At 52.4% G+C, this 14,915-nt stretch carries 15 protein-coding genes; 3 read left to right on the plus strand and 12 right to left on the minus strand.

Features of this window, described 5'->3' with window-relative positions; genetic code table 11:
• Positions 1-4: 4 nt before the first annotated feature.
• Positions 5-1,924, minus strand: coding sequence for a peptidase U32 family protein (locus CHB59_RS08065; RefSeq protein ID WP_089375725.1), 1,920 nt, complete (start codon positions 1,922-1,924; stop codon positions 5-7).
• A 159-nt stretch (positions 1,925-2,083) separates the two neighbouring features.
• On the opposite strand from CHB59_RS08065, the gene CHB59_RS08070 reads away from it, so the two are divergent.
• Positions 2,084-2,290 (plus strand): hypothetical protein, encoded by a 207-nt coding sequence (locus CHB59_RS08070; RefSeq protein ID WP_089375726.1) that lies wholly within the window; start codon positions 2,084-2,086, stop codon positions 2,288-2,290.
• A 9-nt stretch (positions 2,291-2,299) separates the two neighbouring features.
• On the opposite strand, the gene CHB59_RS08075 is transcribed toward CHB59_RS08070, so the two are convergent.
• The 6 genes from CHB59_RS08075 to CHB59_RS08100 all read right to left on the minus strand — a co-directional run bounded on the left by CHB59_RS08075 (position 2,300) and on the right by CHB59_RS08100 (position 9,094).
• Positions 2,300-3,526, minus strand: a complete 1,227-nt coding sequence (locus tag CHB59_RS08075; protein WP_089375727.1) for a hypothetical protein — start codon at positions 3,524-3,526, stop codon at positions 2,300-2,302.
• Between the two features lie 170 nt (positions 3,527-3,696).
• A complete protein-coding gene (locus CHB59_RS08080; RefSeq protein ID WP_089375838.1) occupies positions 3,697-4,488 on the minus strand; it encodes a transglutaminase family protein in 792 nt (263 codons plus the stop codon).
• Positions 4,489-4,515: 27 nt separating this feature from the next.
• Positions 4,516-5,466 carry an alpha-E domain-containing protein gene (locus tag CHB59_RS08085; protein WP_089375728.1) on the minus strand — a complete coding sequence of 317 codons (951 nt, stop codon included), beginning with the start codon at positions 5,464-5,466 and terminating at the stop codon, positions 4,516-4,518.
• A 4-nt stretch (positions 5,467-5,470) separates the two neighbouring features.
• Positions 5,471-6,892 (minus strand): circularly permuted type 2 ATP-grasp protein, encoded by a 1,422-nt coding sequence (locus tag CHB59_RS08090; RefSeq protein WP_089375729.1) that lies wholly within the window; start codon positions 6,890-6,892, stop codon positions 5,471-5,473.
• Positions 6,893-7,045: 153 nt separating this feature from the next.
• Positions 7,046-8,725: an ABC1 kinase family protein gene (locus tag CHB59_RS08095; protein WP_089375730.1), complete on the minus strand. Its 1,680-nt coding sequence runs from the start codon at positions 8,723-8,725 to the stop codon at positions 7,046-7,048.
• 30 nt (positions 8,726-8,755) lie between these two features.
• Entirely contained in the window at positions 8,756-9,094 is a 339-nt protein-coding gene (locus tag CHB59_RS08100; RefSeq protein ID WP_143738704.1) for a hypothetical protein, read from the minus strand.
• Positions 9,095-9,250: 156 nt separating this feature from the next.
• On the opposite strand from CHB59_RS08100, the gene CHB59_RS08105 reads away from it, so the two are divergent.
• Positions 9,251-9,781 carry a C40 family peptidase gene (locus tag CHB59_RS08105; protein WP_179212111.1) on the plus strand — a complete coding sequence of 177 codons (531 nt, stop codon included), beginning with the start codon at positions 9,251-9,253 and terminating at the stop codon, positions 9,779-9,781.
• A gap of 22 nt (positions 9,782-9,803) precedes the next feature.
• Here CHB59_RS08105 and CHB59_RS08110 read toward each other — a convergent pair whose 3' ends face one another.
• From CHB59_RS08110 to CHB59_RS08130, 5 genes are all read right to left on the minus strand, one after another.
• Positions 9,804-10,703 carry a ZIP family metal transporter gene (locus CHB59_RS08110; RefSeq protein ID WP_089375732.1) on the minus strand — a complete coding sequence of 300 codons (900 nt, stop codon included), beginning with the start codon at positions 10,701-10,703 and terminating at the stop codon, positions 9,804-9,806.
• A 19-nt stretch (positions 10,704-10,722) separates the two neighbouring features.
• The gene (locus tag CHB59_RS08115; protein ID WP_089375733.1) at positions 10,723-11,334 is read right to left on the minus strand and encodes a superoxide dismutase; all 612 of its coding nucleotides are present in this window, start codon (positions 11,332-11,334) and stop codon (positions 10,723-10,725) included.
• Between the two features lie 102 nt (positions 11,335-11,436).
• Entirely contained in the window at positions 11,437-11,955 is a 519-nt protein-coding gene (locus CHB59_RS08120) for a hypothetical protein (RefSeq protein ID WP_089375734.1), read from the minus strand.
• 101 nt (positions 11,956-12,056) lie between these two features.
• Positions 12,057-12,839: an EAL domain-containing protein gene (locus tag CHB59_RS08125; RefSeq protein WP_089375735.1), complete on the minus strand. Its 783-nt coding sequence runs from the start codon at positions 12,837-12,839 to the stop codon at positions 12,057-12,059.
• 141 nt (positions 12,840-12,980) lie between these two features.
• Positions 12,981-13,268 (minus strand): Rdx family protein, encoded by a 288-nt coding sequence (locus tag CHB59_RS08130; protein WP_089375736.1) that lies wholly within the window; start codon positions 13,266-13,268, stop codon positions 12,981-12,983.
• A gap of 203 nt (positions 13,269-13,471) precedes the next feature.
• Between CHB59_RS08130 and CHB59_RS08135 the strand changes: the two genes are divergently transcribed.
• Positions 13,472-14,914 (plus strand): S41 family peptidase, encoded by a 1,443-nt coding sequence (locus CHB59_RS08135; RefSeq protein ID WP_089375840.1) that lies wholly within the window; start codon positions 13,472-13,474, stop codon positions 14,912-14,914.
• Position 14,915 lies beyond the last annotated feature (1 nt).

Consider the following 14,915-nt stretch of genomic DNA (forward strand, 5'->3'; position numbering starts at 1 on the left):
GTAATTAGACAGGTCGCTTGGCAAAAAACTGCACTGGCTGTGGTTGCGGCAGTTGCAGTACGTTCTTGCGCACCTTGCCCATGACGTGCATTTCGCAGCGCTTGCAGTCGAATTTGAGGCTGATTCTGTCCTTGCCACTAATCAGGGTCATGGGTTCAGCGGTAATCGTGCCCTGCACGCCGATCACGCCCTTGGCTTCCTTCGGACACATGGCGAAGCTGTAGCGTAGGCAATGCTTGGTGATCATCACCGGCACTTCTCCCAGCTCCTCGTTCGCCTCATAGGCAGCCGCAATCGCCTGCACTCCGTGTTTCTCGTAGAATTCGTGCGCTTTTTTGTTGTAGACGTTGGAGAGATAGCTCAGCGTATCCTGCGGGTATTGCGCGGGTGGCTCGGCAGGCGTGCCAGGCACAGGACGCTCATATCCCAGCAGGCGCGTAGCCTGTAGCTGGGCCACCGCTTCGCGCCTGAGCTGGTTAACGACGGAATTGGGAATAAACCATGACGCCTTGAGATCCAGCGCGACTTCGCCAGCGGAAAATTCAGTATTGCCGAGCTTGGCAAGGTTGTCACGGATATTGGCTTGCGCTTTTTCCACCTGTTCAGCCGGCTGCTTTTCTGCGCTTGTCTGCACATAGGCCATGAAACCATCCTCATCCTGCATGCTGAGCGCGAAGCCGTCCGCAGTTTCATGCAAGGTCATCGCCACATCGATTTTGCGCTGGGCGGAATCTTTTTCCAGTAAGCGCAGGAAGGCATGATCACGGTTGCGGTAGACCTTCATGTTGCGGCGCATATCTGCAGGCATTTCGTTTGGGTAGAGGCGCTTGCCCTGCACGGTGTTGATGCGCATGCCGGTAAGCTCCTTGTGCACATCAAAGAAACAGACGCCATCGCCGTTGTGCAATTCCAGCGAAGTTTCCACCTCAAAGTAATCCGGCCCGACCTTGGTGACACGACCAATTTCCTCACCAGCGAACTTGGGTGTATCAAATGCACCGACATCCTCGCCGCGACCGTGCAGGAAATATTCGGTAGTGCTGCGGTTAAAGGTTTTTTCCGGCTGCGGCACAAAGCTAAAGATTGCCCGCCCCGAAGAAGCGCGGCGGTAATGTGGGTTATCCTCAATGATTTCATCCAGCAACTGGCGGTAATAGGCCGTGGCATTCTTGACGTAGGCAATGTCCTTGTAGCGTCCCTCGATCTTGAAAGCACTCACGCCTGCATCTGCCAGCGCGCGCAAGTTGGCGCTCTGGTCGTTGTCTTTCATCGAGAGTAAGTGCTTATCCTTGGCGAGGATGCGGCCCTGGCTGTCTTCCAGCGTATAGGGCAAGCGGCACTCCTGCGAACATTCGCCGCGGTTGGCGCTGCGCCCAGTGTGGGCATGGCTGATGTAGCACTGGCCGCTGAACGCCACACACAATGCGCCGTGAATGAAGAATTCCAGGTTGCACTGGGTCGCATCGGCCACTTTGCGGATGGTGTTGAGGTCCATTTCACGCGCAAGCACAATCTGAGTGAAACCAACCTGGTCGAGGAATACGGCTTTTTCCACAGTACGGATATCGGTCTGCGTGCTCGCATGCAACTGGATCGGCGGAATATCCATTTGCAGCAAACCCATGTCCTGCACGATCAGCGCATCCACGCCCGCGTCGTATAACTGCCAGGCGGTTTGCCGCGCGGCTTCCAGTTCGTTGTCGTGAAAGATAGTGTTGAACGCAACAAATACCTCGGCATGGTAGCGATGTGCATGCGCCACCAGCCGCGCAATATCCTGCACCGAGTTTTCCGCCTTGGCGCGCGCGCCGAATGCCGGGCCACCAATATAGACAGCGTCGGCACCATGATTGATCGCAGCAATGCCGTAATCGGCATTCCTGGCTGGCGCAAGCAATTCAAGATGGCGGCGGCTTTGAGTCATATCACTGTGCTGACGGCGAGATTGGGAACCGTCATTCCATTCAAAAACAAAAGGATGCGCAATATACCACAATCACGCAAGGGTTAGATGCAGTGCCTTGCTCAACAGAGCCATTCGGCTTGCGGTATCATGCCTGTATTACCTTAAGGAATATCCACCATGCGTGCCAATGTTATCCGCAATATCTGTTTTACCATCTGTCTCCTGTGCATCCTTGCCAGCCTGGCGCTGGGCATTGCCATGATCTGGGACTGGATTCAGGACTCGGCCTTCATTCACAAGAGCTTCATGACCCTGGGCGTGCTGTTTGTCGCTTCATTGCTTACCCTGTCCGTCGCCAAGAAACTGGGCGTGGGCAACGACTAGCACTCTTCCCTACCCCAGGGACACCCCGGCCTGCACACCTTCATCGCGCCCTGCCGCTTCGGTGAGCACTGCCACGTTATCCTTGGTGAAGAATCCCTGAAAATCACCGAAACGCTGTACATATTCCACAATCAGGGAAGAATGTTCTGAAGCATTGGAGAAAATCTGCTTCAGGCCCTCTTCGCGAGAACCGATCACATCCAACAAGAACCCCTGCCCCTGCGAGGCAATTGCGTTGACAGCAAACTCGATATGCTCAATGCCGTCACGTGCGCCATCCCGCACCGCCACTGCAATATGGTGCAGCCTTGGCCCGTAATTGCGCACGAAGGTCTCGGTAGGCGATGGCAGCTTTTCCAGGTGATTGACGAAATATGGCGTATTGTTGGCGGTGAACACCTTGGCCGGGCTCTTGGATTCCGGCAGGCCGTGCGCACTTTTGGTGACATTGGTCGAGGAATTCTGGTCAAAGATATTGTAGGCACCCCAGAAGTAATAGCTGGACCAGGAAAGATATTCCAGAATCGCCACCTCGCGGTTCTGGCTGTAGACCCGCGTTGCAAGATGGTCGATTGGCAGCAACAGATCACCGAAATTGAGCTTTTTCTGCAATGCCTTGGCTGCCTCATAAGCCATCTGCAATCCAGGATCAACGCTACTCACCCCCAGCGCGTACACCCGCATTTCGTCTGGCTTGCGCTCTAGATAGGCCACAATATTGTGGGTATAAGGTGAAGGTTTGCTGACAGCAAGATTACCCGGCAGCTCCAGCTTGCGCACTTCATCCTGAGTGAAAAAGCGGAATTCACGCTCCTGCTGCAACTTGACCACATCATGCAGGCTGTCCACACGGATGATCTCACCCATGTAGCGGCTGTTCGGTTTGCGCGCCCCCACCGGGTAGATTTCATTGAGGCTGCGGAAAATGCCGCGCAGGTTGGGGTCTTTCACCTCCCGCACCAGCAGGTCCGGCGACTCGAGGTCAATACGCAATACATGCGTCCAGTGCGATTCGCTCTCCAGCGTCACCAGGTAATGATATGAAGTCATGAAGCAGAGCTCGGCAACATACTTGACCGAGTGTCCCGGATCCACCGTAATCATGAGCGCATCAATCTCGTGCACCATCGCAGTCAACCCCACCGCGTCACGCTCTTCCAGCAACCTGGTCAGGTATTCCTCAAAAAATGCCGAGTTCTCCTTGTCCCCATGACGGGGAAATTGCAATGAATTCATGCGTTTTCCTTGTAATACTTGCGGCTATCTAAACCAGAAACCCCTAAACCAGCTGGACAACTCTCCCTAAGCCGAGCGATGCAGAAAAAGGGCGGGCAAGGCGCACCCACGCAGACAGTACACTCAATACAGCAAGTGGATGCAACGCCGCTAGCAGCGCTGTGATGACGTTATTGTTGGGATTGGAGTTGGCTGACACGCACCCCCACCGTCATCGTCTCCAACCCACCACCAACACGCATACCACTGACAGGGCAAGCATCGCGGTAATCCAAGCCTGTTGCCAAGCGTACATGCACACCATTAGTCCGACAGCGATTGGATACATCAAAACTCACCCAACCAGCAGCCAGCCAGGCATCTGCCCAAGCATGGCTTTCCAACAGGGTACCATCATCTGTAAACAGATAGCCACTGACATAACGCGCAGGTATTCCCAGGTACCGGCAGCAAGCGATGAAAATATGGGCATGATCCTGGCAAACGCCATGACCGCTGCGGAATGCTTCAGCCGCGGTAGTGTCCACCACTGTCGCACCCCGGTTGTAAGGCACGCGCTCCACAATTGCATGCATCATGTCATCGAGCACCCGCTCATTCATCAGCCCAGTGCGGAATTGTTCTGCAAATTTACGCAGCGTCACATCCATCTCTGTCAATGCAGTCGCGCGCAGATAGACTTCCCGCGGCAGGGGATCGTGCGCTGGCGGTATATCCAGGCCGGTTTCCACTTCACCTGTCGCCAGGATATTGATTTCCTCGTGCGGTGTGTCGAGTACCAGCAAGTGCGCCGCATTGCCATGTGCGTCATCGTGCTGTTGCAAATGCCCGTTGACCCGGATTTCCCAGCGCCTCACTCTCTGCCCAAACCCGTCCCGCGGCGTCAGGCGCAATTGCTGGATCGTATAATTGACAATATCGGTATAAAGATAATGCGTACGGTGATTGATCATGAGTTGCATGGTCATACTCCATTCATTAGCGACAAGCTAGGTATTGATTGGCGCATTGAGGAAAGTGCGCTGGATTTCGACACCGAGATTGTTGTTGGAAATAATGAAATCAGTGAGGAACTCGTGTAATCCTTTCTGGAAAATATCGTTCATGCGCCCATAACGCAGGCGCGCATGCATCTCACCTGCCAGGCGCCGGCATTCGTTGCTATGACGTCCGCTCAATTGTTCCAGGATAGGTGTGATCTCGGAAAAACAGGCATGCAGGGAACGTGGCATGTCCTCGCGCAATACCAGAAGCTCGGCTACACGCCAGGGCTCGATTGCATCATTGAACACCTTCTGGTATGCATGGAACGCAGAAACAGCACGCAGGATGGCACTCCATTCGTAATAGTCCACGGCACCGCCCACCTCTTCATTCCCAGGCAGCAGTAAGTGATATTTGACGTCCAGCAAGCGGGCAGTATTGTCAGCACGCTCAATGAAAGTACCCAACCTGAGAAAACGGAAAGCATCATCGCGCAACATGGTGCCAAAGCTCACACCACGGAACAGATGCGAACGCGATTTCACCCAGTCACAGAACTCTCCCAGACCTTTCTGCATCAGATCCATGCCAACGAACTGGGTAAACTCCAGCCACAAGGTATTGATATTCTCCCAGGTTTCCGCAGACAGGGTCACACGTACCGCACGCGCATTCTCACGGGCGCTACGCAATACAGAATAGATACTGGATGGATTCTGGGTATCCATGGCCAGAAAGCGCACGACGCCAGCTGCCGTAATGCCACCGTAATACTGGCGGTAAGCCTCCACGCCTCCGGCAATTTGCAAGGCAGGCTCCCATAAACTTGTGGCACTCTGCAATGAGTCCGGCACCAGCGACATGTTGTAAGTCACATCCAGCACTCGTGCCATATTCTCCGCGCGTTCGATATAGCGCGCCATCCAGTACAAATGATCTGCGGTTCTGCTCAACATGGCATCAATCCTTCAAAATCCAGGTATCTTTGGTGCCTCCACCCTGAGAGGAATTCACCACCAGGGAGCCTTCCCGCAACGCAACACGGCACAATGCACCCGGCACCAGACTAACCGTCTTGCCCGAGAGTACAAATGGCCGTAGGTCGACATGGCGCGGCGCAATGCCTTTCTCCACCAGCGTGGGACATGTAGACAATGCCAGTGTCGGCTGGGCAATATAGTTGGCTGGATTGGCCAGAATACGCTGACGGAAATCCTCCAGTTCCTGCTTGCTGGCCGCAGGCCCCACCAGCATGCCATACCCTCCCGAACCCTGGACTTCCTTCACCACCAGTTCCTGCAAGTTATCCAATACATATTTGAGGTCGCCAGCCTTGCTGAGCTGGTAAGTCGGCACATTCGACAGGATGGGCTTCTCTCCGAGATAGAACCTGATCATCTCAGGCACGTAGATATAGGTATCCTTGTCATCAGCCACACCGGTACCAACAGCATTCGCCAGCGTCACGCCACCATTGCGATAGACCGAGAGCAGGCCAGGAACCCCCAACATGCTGTCAGGCCTAAAGCTCAAGGGGTCAATGAAATCATCATCAATCCGGCGGTATATCACATCCACACGTTTGGGGCCTTCTGTCGTCCGCATATATACCGCGTTGTTACGCACGAAGAGATCCTGCCCTTCCACCAGCTCAATTCCCATCTGCTGGGCAATGAAGGCATGCTCGAAATAAGCACTGTTATAGGCACCTGGCGTGAGCAATACCACGGTAGGCTCCTGCACGCCAGCTTGTGCCACGGCACGCAGGTTATTCAGCAACACCTGCGGATAATGCTCCATCGGCGCAATGGGATAGCGACGGAATAACTCCGGGAACAAGCGCATCATCATCTTGCGGTTTTCCAGCATGTAGGAAACGCCGGATGGCGTGCGCAGGTTGTCTTCCAGTACGTAGAAATCCTTTTCGCCAGTACGGACCAGGTCAATCCCGGCAATATGGGCATAAATCCCTTTCGGGACGTCCACGCCGTACATTTCAGGACGGTACTGTGGATTGGCCAGTATCGTGGCAGGCACAATGCCGGCCTTGATGATTTCCCGCTCATGGTAGATATCGTGCAGGAACATGTTCAATGCCCTGACGCGCTGGATCGCACCATCTGACAGACGCGACCATTCCCCGGCTGCCAGTATGCGCGGTACGACGTCGAAAGGAATCAGGCGCTCGGCGCCAGCATCCTCACCGTAGACATTGAACGTGATGCCCACCCGGCGGAACAACAGTTCTGCTTCCTGGCGCTTGCTTTCAAGTTGTTGATGCGGAACATCCTGCAACCAGGCCGCATATTCGGCATAGATTGACCGGGTTGTCCCGTCAGGAAACGACATCTCGTCAAAGAATTTTTGCTTGGCATTATCCATGTCATGACTCTTGCAAGGGTCATGCCAGATACAAACATGATGTGATTCAGTGTGTTACAACAAACGCAATCAAGACACACCCCTCTATCGCACACTTATGGTGCAATAGAGGGGCAAATAAGGGAGCCGGTGCGGCTGATTGGCAGCGCTGGATTAATTTTTGCCGGAGCGCCAGATTGAGATCATCAAGATGATGCCGATGATGAACGCCAGGAAGAAGCCCAGAAAACCGAATGCTGGCAAGCCAAAAAGCTCTGGGCCACCCCGCACTGTCATGACAATGGATGAGCCTATAATCAGCGCCGCAGTGATCAGTGCCATGGTCAGGCGGTTGGTACTGTGATCGAGCTGATGCCCGAAGTGATCCAGGCGTTTCAGATCCAGGTTAAGTTTCAAGCGGCCTCGACCTGCCTCCTTCAATACCTGTGACACATCCCCGGGCAAATCGGTAATAGCCCCGATTGTCTTGCTGACCCCACGCGCGCCCTTACGCCATAACGTACGCGGCATATAGCGATCCACAATGATTTTCTTCACGAACGGGGTCAGGTGGCTGACAATCTGGAAATCAGGATCAAGCTGGCGCCCCAATCCCTCCAGCGTAATCAATGCCTTGAACAGCATGGTGAGGTCGGGAGGCACGGAGAGATGGTTTTCACGCATGATGGTCGTGAGATCATTGAGCAGGATGCCAAAACTGATGTGCTTGAGCGGCGCATTATCGTAGGTGGAAATAAATTCATCCACATCTGCACCAAGTTTGTCTTCATCCACAGCCACATTACCAGCCCAGGTAATGAGGATATCCCGCAGGGTATCAATATCACGTGATACCAATGCTGCCAGCAAATCCGCAATCTCATTACGCCGTTCGATGCTGACACGCCCAACCATGCCGCAATCAATCACCGCTATCTTGTTTTCCGGCAGGAAGAAAATATTGCCTGGATGCGGGTCAGCATGGAAAAACCCGTCAATCAATACCATCTTCATGACGGCGTCTGCGCCACGTGCTGCCAGCAATGGCAGGTCCATACCAGCTTCACGAGCCGCCTGCAGATCATTACCAGGAATCCCCTGAATTTTATCCATGACCAGCACACTTTCACTGGTGTAATCCCAATGGATTTTTGCAAAGCTGGTTGCATCATCATTGGTAAAATTACGCGTAAAGCGTTCGGTGTTCCGCCCCTCCAACGCCAGATCAAGCTCGCGTTTCAATGACTTTGCAAACTGATCGACGATTTCTATAGGATTGAAACGGCGTGCGCCTTCCACCTCAGACTCAATCCAGCGGGCAATGTTATGCAAGAGACGCAGGTCGGCATCAATATTTGCCTGAATACCTGGCCTGCGGAGCTTCAGAATAACTGGTGTCCCGTCCTGCAACTTAGCCTGGTATACCTGGGCGATGGAGGCACCAGCCACTGGCTCGGTATCAAAATCGCGAAATACCTCAAAAGGAGACTTGCCCAATGCTTCCTGCAAGCCAGGCAACATATCCTCGAAAGGTACGGGCGGCACCTGGTCCTGCAACTTGGATAGTTCTTCTATCCAATTGGGAGGAAAAATATCCGGGCGTGTTGCCAGCACCTGCCCCATCTTGACGAAAGTAGGCCCCAGCTCCTGCAATGCCAGACGCGCGCGAACCTCGGAAGGCAATTGCATAATCTCGCGCGAGGCTTCCGAGTTGAGTGCATTACCGGCACGGCGCAACCAGCTACGCTCACCAAGGCGTTCGGCGATATCACCCCATCCGTAATGCATGAGGATACGGGCAATCGCTCGCACGCGCCTGAAATCGCGTATGACTGAAATTGTTTCACGCAGCATAGTTTTCCTGATCAAGCATTCAGATTTGTATTATTTTTCCTGGTCCAGGCGGCTAGCTCGCTGCTCAATCCGGACGGCTACTTCCATCAATTTATGACTGGCAGCATGTGCCACTTTTGCCCCTACATGCTTTACCATCTGCTTCCCTGCCTGTTTCAAACCCGCCCTTGATCCACGAAGGCGACTGGTCAGTGCATCCGTCACCAGACGGATCCGTTCGCGAGAGCGCAGTTTGCTATGACTGGCATATTCAGAAAGTGTTTGCTCCATTTCCTCCGGGCTGAGATGCTGCACTCGCTCTCGCCGCGTCGCAGTCTCCGTCTCGCCAGACTTGAGCTGCTGCATATACAGGTATGTGTTTGAGTTCATGCTACCCCCTGATTTCAACACCGACTAAGCCATTCTACACCATGCTTGTGATGCCTCCACGCCCTCCCATCAAGACACCTCTCACGGCCTTATAATTGCAGGAAGAATGAAAAATAGGTTTACATAACCAAAAATATACTTATAAAATCCCCCTCGATGATGAAATTTCATGCATTTCTGCTATGTGTTGCATTTCTGGTTCAGGTGCCTGCTCAGGCAGCTGAGTCTGACGTGCGCCAGTCCGCACCAGAGAAAAGCGAGGCAATTCCATCATGGGCAAATACAGCGCAGGAAGTGCTCATCAACGCATTGAGCTTGACTGGCATTAAATATCGCTATGGTGGGAAATCTCCTGAGACAGGATTTGATTGCAGCGGTTTCGTTCGCTATGTATTCCAGCAAGCCACCAGCATGACGCTTCCTCATGGCGCAAAAGCAATCAGCCAGCTTGGACAGCCCGTAAACAAGGAACAGTTGCAACCGGGTGATTTGGTATTCTTCAACACATTGAGAACTACGTTCTCACACGTAGGCATTTATGTGGGCAATCATAAATTCATCCATGCCCCAAGTTCAGGCGGTAGCGTGCAGATAGTCGACATGTCCGATACTTATTGGGCAAAACGTTTCAACGGCGCCCGCCGCATGGAAACCCAGCTTCACGCAGATAGCTCGGACAGTCACTAACCAGCCAGCCACAACCTCACTGCTACCCTAACGCAGTATCCAGCATCATCATCAGCACGAAGCCGATAATCAGCCCACTAGTCGCAAATACTTCATGTCCCTTGCGATGGGATTCAGGAATGATTTCATGACTGACGACAAACAGCATGGCGCCTGCTGCAACACCCAGACCCCAAGGTAATAATGTAGCGGATGAACTGACAATCGCCGCACCCAGCACAGCCCCCACTGGTTCCACCAGGCCGGTGGCAACCCCGATCAATATGGCTGTCTGGCGCGAATAGCCGACAACCGCCAACGCCATCGCCACCACGAATCCTTCTGGAATATCCTGAATTGCAATGCCGGTGGCCAACGCGCTGCCTCGCACCACATCACTGCCAGCAAAGCCCACACCTATCGCAAGACCTTCCGGCACATTGTGCAGGGCAATCGCAAAAACGAATAACCATGTACGCTTCAATACCAGGGTATTTTCGCGCTCCATTCCCTTGATAAAGTGCTCATGCGGCACCCATCGTTCCAAGGCCAGCAGTAATGCCGCCCCGATGACGATACTGCCCCCCACAATGGAAGCAGCGCCCCAGGCTGTTGCTCCTTGTGACTGGGCAGCTTCTATTCCCGGCACAATCAATGAAAACGCACTGGCAGCCAGCATGACGCCGGCACCAAAACCAAACAATGTATCCATGACGCGATCTGGCAATTGCTTCCAGAACAGGATAGGCAATGTACCAGCGGCTGTTGCCAAGGCAGCAACAGAGCCTCCCCAGAAAGCATCACGCACCTGGGGAATCCCCCAGATGGCGCTTCCCCATTCACCCAGCCACTGCCACAACAAAATGACGCTTAGCCCTGCCAGGGCAAGCACCCGCCACCATATCCCGGAGCGGGCATTGGTAAGTAAATAGGGAAAGTTCATGTTCAGTACCGGTTCTTAATTATGCAAGTGCAGCCTGGTAACGGCGCGCAACTTCGTTCCAATCCACGACATTGAAGAATGCACCAATGTATTCAGGGCGACGATTCTGGTAACGCAGATAGTAAGCGTGTTCCCATACATCCAGGCCAAGAATAGGAGTATTGCCATGAGAAAGTGGGTTATCCTGATTTGCACTGCTCTCCACTACCAATTTCTTCTCAGGTGTCACGGACAACCATGCCCAGCCACTGCCGAAGCGTGTCAACGCAGCCTTGGTAAAAGCATCCTTGAATTCTTCAAAACTGCCGATATCAGCCTTGATTGCATCAGCCAGGGCACCAGTCGGCTCGCCACCACCATTCGGGGACATGACCTTCCAGAACAGGCTGTGGTTAGCATGGCCGCCACCATTATTGCGTACAGGACCGCGCAGATTTTCCGGCAGGCTATCAAGTTTAGCCACCAATGCCTCTACCGGCTCGTCCGCAAATGATGTGCCTTCCAGCGCTGCATTGACGTTATTGATATAAGTCTGGTGGTGCTTGGTGTAATGGATTTCCATGGTCTGGGCATCAATATGAGGCTCAAGCGCTGTATATGCATAATCGAGTGGGGGTAATGTATATGCCATTATTTACTCCTTAGGGTTTTTTAAAGATGAGAATTGAAAACCTGAATACCACAGACTTATCTTAAGCTTTTTCAAGCAGAAAATCTCGCCCGGGAATAAGGTTCAATGCAGAGATGGTGTTTGCAGTGTACAGAACTGTCCGCAGATACGTAAGGTTCTTTCCACCAGGGAAGAGCTATCTTGATATAGGCAATGAAAGTGAAGCAATGCCTTGTATGTACGGCGCCCATGACGCTGAGCAGCTTCACGCAACTCACTGCGCACCTCCATATCCGCACACATGCATGCAAGGCATTGATGCGCCTCGCATAAGCGACAGGCTGCCGCACATAAATCTCCTTGCCGGAGATGAAGGTCGGAAAGATTATGATGAGAAACAACATAGGCCGCTAGAATCTTGTCAATACAGGGTTCAGCCTGAATATCCGCCTGTACAAAGGCCTGGAGCATCAATTTTGCCTGTTTCAATGCAAGTTGATACTGCTGCAATGCCAGCTGATCCTGATTCCCGCTATACGCCTGATTGCCATTGCGAATAGCCTGCTCCCAACCCGACAACAGCCTTTCGAACCTGTCATCAGGGCCGCTACGCCTAGGGTGTAAGCACTTGACTGCACTCATGATTCAAATCATAAAACATTAAAATAATAATGATAACAATTATTATTTATTTGCAAAAACAATACAACTATCTTATGCACCTTCCCCCAGACATTGCAGATTCAACTTACCTGCAAATTCTGCCTGGCAAATAATGGCCCCTGCACGCAATCCACTCCCATCTTGCGCGCCCAATCCAGGGTTGCACATGTCTCCACATCTGTCATGACTGTCTGCACGCCCAGCTTGCGGGCTGCCCCGACCAACCAATCCACCATGGCCTGCGCTGTTTTTTCATCAAGCTCATGCAGAACCCGGCTACTGACCTTCACCATGGCGGCATCCAGAAACGCACTGAGAGAAAACATGCCCCAATATACGCCGGGATCTTCCAGTGCAACCGTCACGCCTGACTGCTGCAGCAAATCCATGGCATGTTGCGCACGCCATGGATCCTGTTTATCGCCATGCGAAACCAGATTGATCACAATCTCGCGATCCGACCATGCATACTCCTTGAACATGGCAATAAAAGGATTGTCCTCTCCCTCGCCTCCAGCAAAAAAACTGTCTACATTCATGTCCAGCATCAGCCATCCCTCACCGGGGAACGCAGAAATTTGTAGTTTCTTCAGCCCCAGTTCCAGATGTAATAGCAGCAATGGATTGTGGCGTAGACTCCAATGCATGCTTTGCATATTCAGCGCATCACCACTCTGCGACCAATATCTCGTGTGAGCTTCATATCCCAGCATTTCTGTTGACTGCACATCCACTATAGGTTGATAGCAGGTGCTAAACTGACGCGCCATCATGGCACCAAGCAACTCACTGGATACCATCTTGCGCGGGCCGCCATGGTTAAGTCGTAATGCGTGCATCTCCGAGTGATTGAATGCATTCATCTTGATGTGCCTTTCACTGAACTTCCCTAATTAGCAACCATCATAAATGAGAACAATTTACATTTAAAGAGTTATTTCCAACTATTTTAGTCGGATATTATTCCATCGCAATCAAACACCCCTACAGCATGCATAAAATGGCTATTTCCTGTCGCTGTGCCCCAAATCACGCCCAGGATCGATTCGGTCTCGCACTAGCTGCTTCAGCTCTTTGGATTCAGGAAATCTTCCATGCTCCTTGCGTGAAAACAATAACTCACCATTCAACCTGACTTCAAAAATACCGCCCGTACCCGGAACCAGACCAACTTTCCCTATGTCTGACTCAAAAGTCGTGAGCAGCTCCTGTGCCATCCATGCAGCACGGAGCAACCAACGGCACTGTGTACAGTATTCAATTTCCAGTTCCGGCAACTTGGCTAGATTCATGCTTGTTGTACCCCTTGCAATAAAATATTAAGAAATTTAATGCTCAACACATTGAAAAGCAAAAAATGACTGTGCGATACTGTCCAGCGTTTTGCAATCAAAAGATAAATAGCGGAAAATGAACAGGTTGCACTCTATTTTCATTCACACTGCAATTTTATTTGTTTGACCATTCTGTTTTTTCCATTGAGGAATTGTTTTACATGCGCAAACTTAAAAAGATCGGCTTGATTGCTGCTGGCCCATTGTTAGGGGTGATGCTGAGCCTGAGCTATTCCGCAATTGCCGAGAAAGAAAGCAAGCCGCAATTGCCGCTTGATGACTTACGCACTTTTGCCGAGGTATTCGGCAAAATCAAGAGCGACTATGTAGAACCTGTTGAAGATAAAAAGCTGCTGACTGAAGCCATCAATGGCATGCTCTCCGGTCTTGACCCACATTCTGCCTATCTTGATCCCGATGCCTTCAAGGACCTGCAGGCAGGAACACAGGGAGAATTTGGCGGATTGGGTATTGAAGTCGGCATGGAAGATGGTTTTGTCAAAGTTGTCGCCCCGATTGAAGATACACCTGCCTACAAAGCGGGCCTCAAAAGCGGCGACCTGATTATGAAGCTGGATGACACACCGGTAAAAGGCATGTCCCTCACAGATGCTGTCAAGCACATGCGTGGCAAACCTGAGACCAAGATCACCCTGACCGTCCTGCGTAAGGGAGAGCCCAAGCCCCTCACCTTTACATTGACACGCGCCATCATCAAAACCCAGAGCGTCAAATACAAACTATCAGAACCCGGATATCCCTATATCCGGATCACGCAGTTCCAGGAACATACTGGTGAAGATCTCGCCAAGGCCTTGAAAGCCATGCGTGAACAAAACAAGGAAGCCTTCAAGGGCATTATCCTTGACCTGCGCAACAACCCTGGCGGCTTGCTCAATGCTGGCGTCGGTGTATCCTCGGCCTTCCTGCCCAAGGGAGAGCTGGTGGTATATACCGAAGGCCGTGGTGAGGAAGCCAAGATGCGCCTGACTGCCAACGCGGAAAATTATGTCCGAGGTGGCACACGTGCCGATTACCTGCGTGATTTGCCATCCGACCTCAAGACACTGCCAATGGTTGTCCTGGTCAATGGTGGCTCCGCTTCAGCTTCGGAAATCGTGGCCGGCGCACTGCAGGATCATAAGCGTGCCGTGATCATGGGTACCCAGACCTTTGGCAAAGGTTCCGTGCAGACCATCCTGCCCATGAACAATGGTGCCGCGATCAAACTAACGACTGCACGCTACTTCACGCCTAAGGGTCGTTCCATCCAGGCTAAGGGTATTGTGCCCGACATCACAGTGGAAGAGGCCACCGTCAACTCGCAGGAGCATGCTGCCATGCTGCGTGAAGCTGACTTGACTCGCCACCTGAGCAATCCAAAAGATGCAGAAGAAGCCCCTGCAGCACCGGTAACCACTCCTGCTGAAGAAACAGACACCAAGCAGGAAACACCGGCACCAGCTCCTGAAACACCAAATGACAAGGAGAAGGAACAAAAGGACAAGCCAAGCGGCCCGATTGAACCAGGCTCCAAAGCCGACTATCAGTTCAACCAGGCCCTCAACCTGCTTAAAGGCCTTCAGATACTGCAACGCAAATAGT

This window comes from Methylobacillus rhizosphaerae (assembly GCF_900187985.1).
GTDB classification, from domain to species: domain Bacteria; phylum Pseudomonadota; class Gammaproteobacteria; order Burkholderiales; family Methylophilaceae; genus Methylobacillus; species Methylobacillus rhizosphaerae.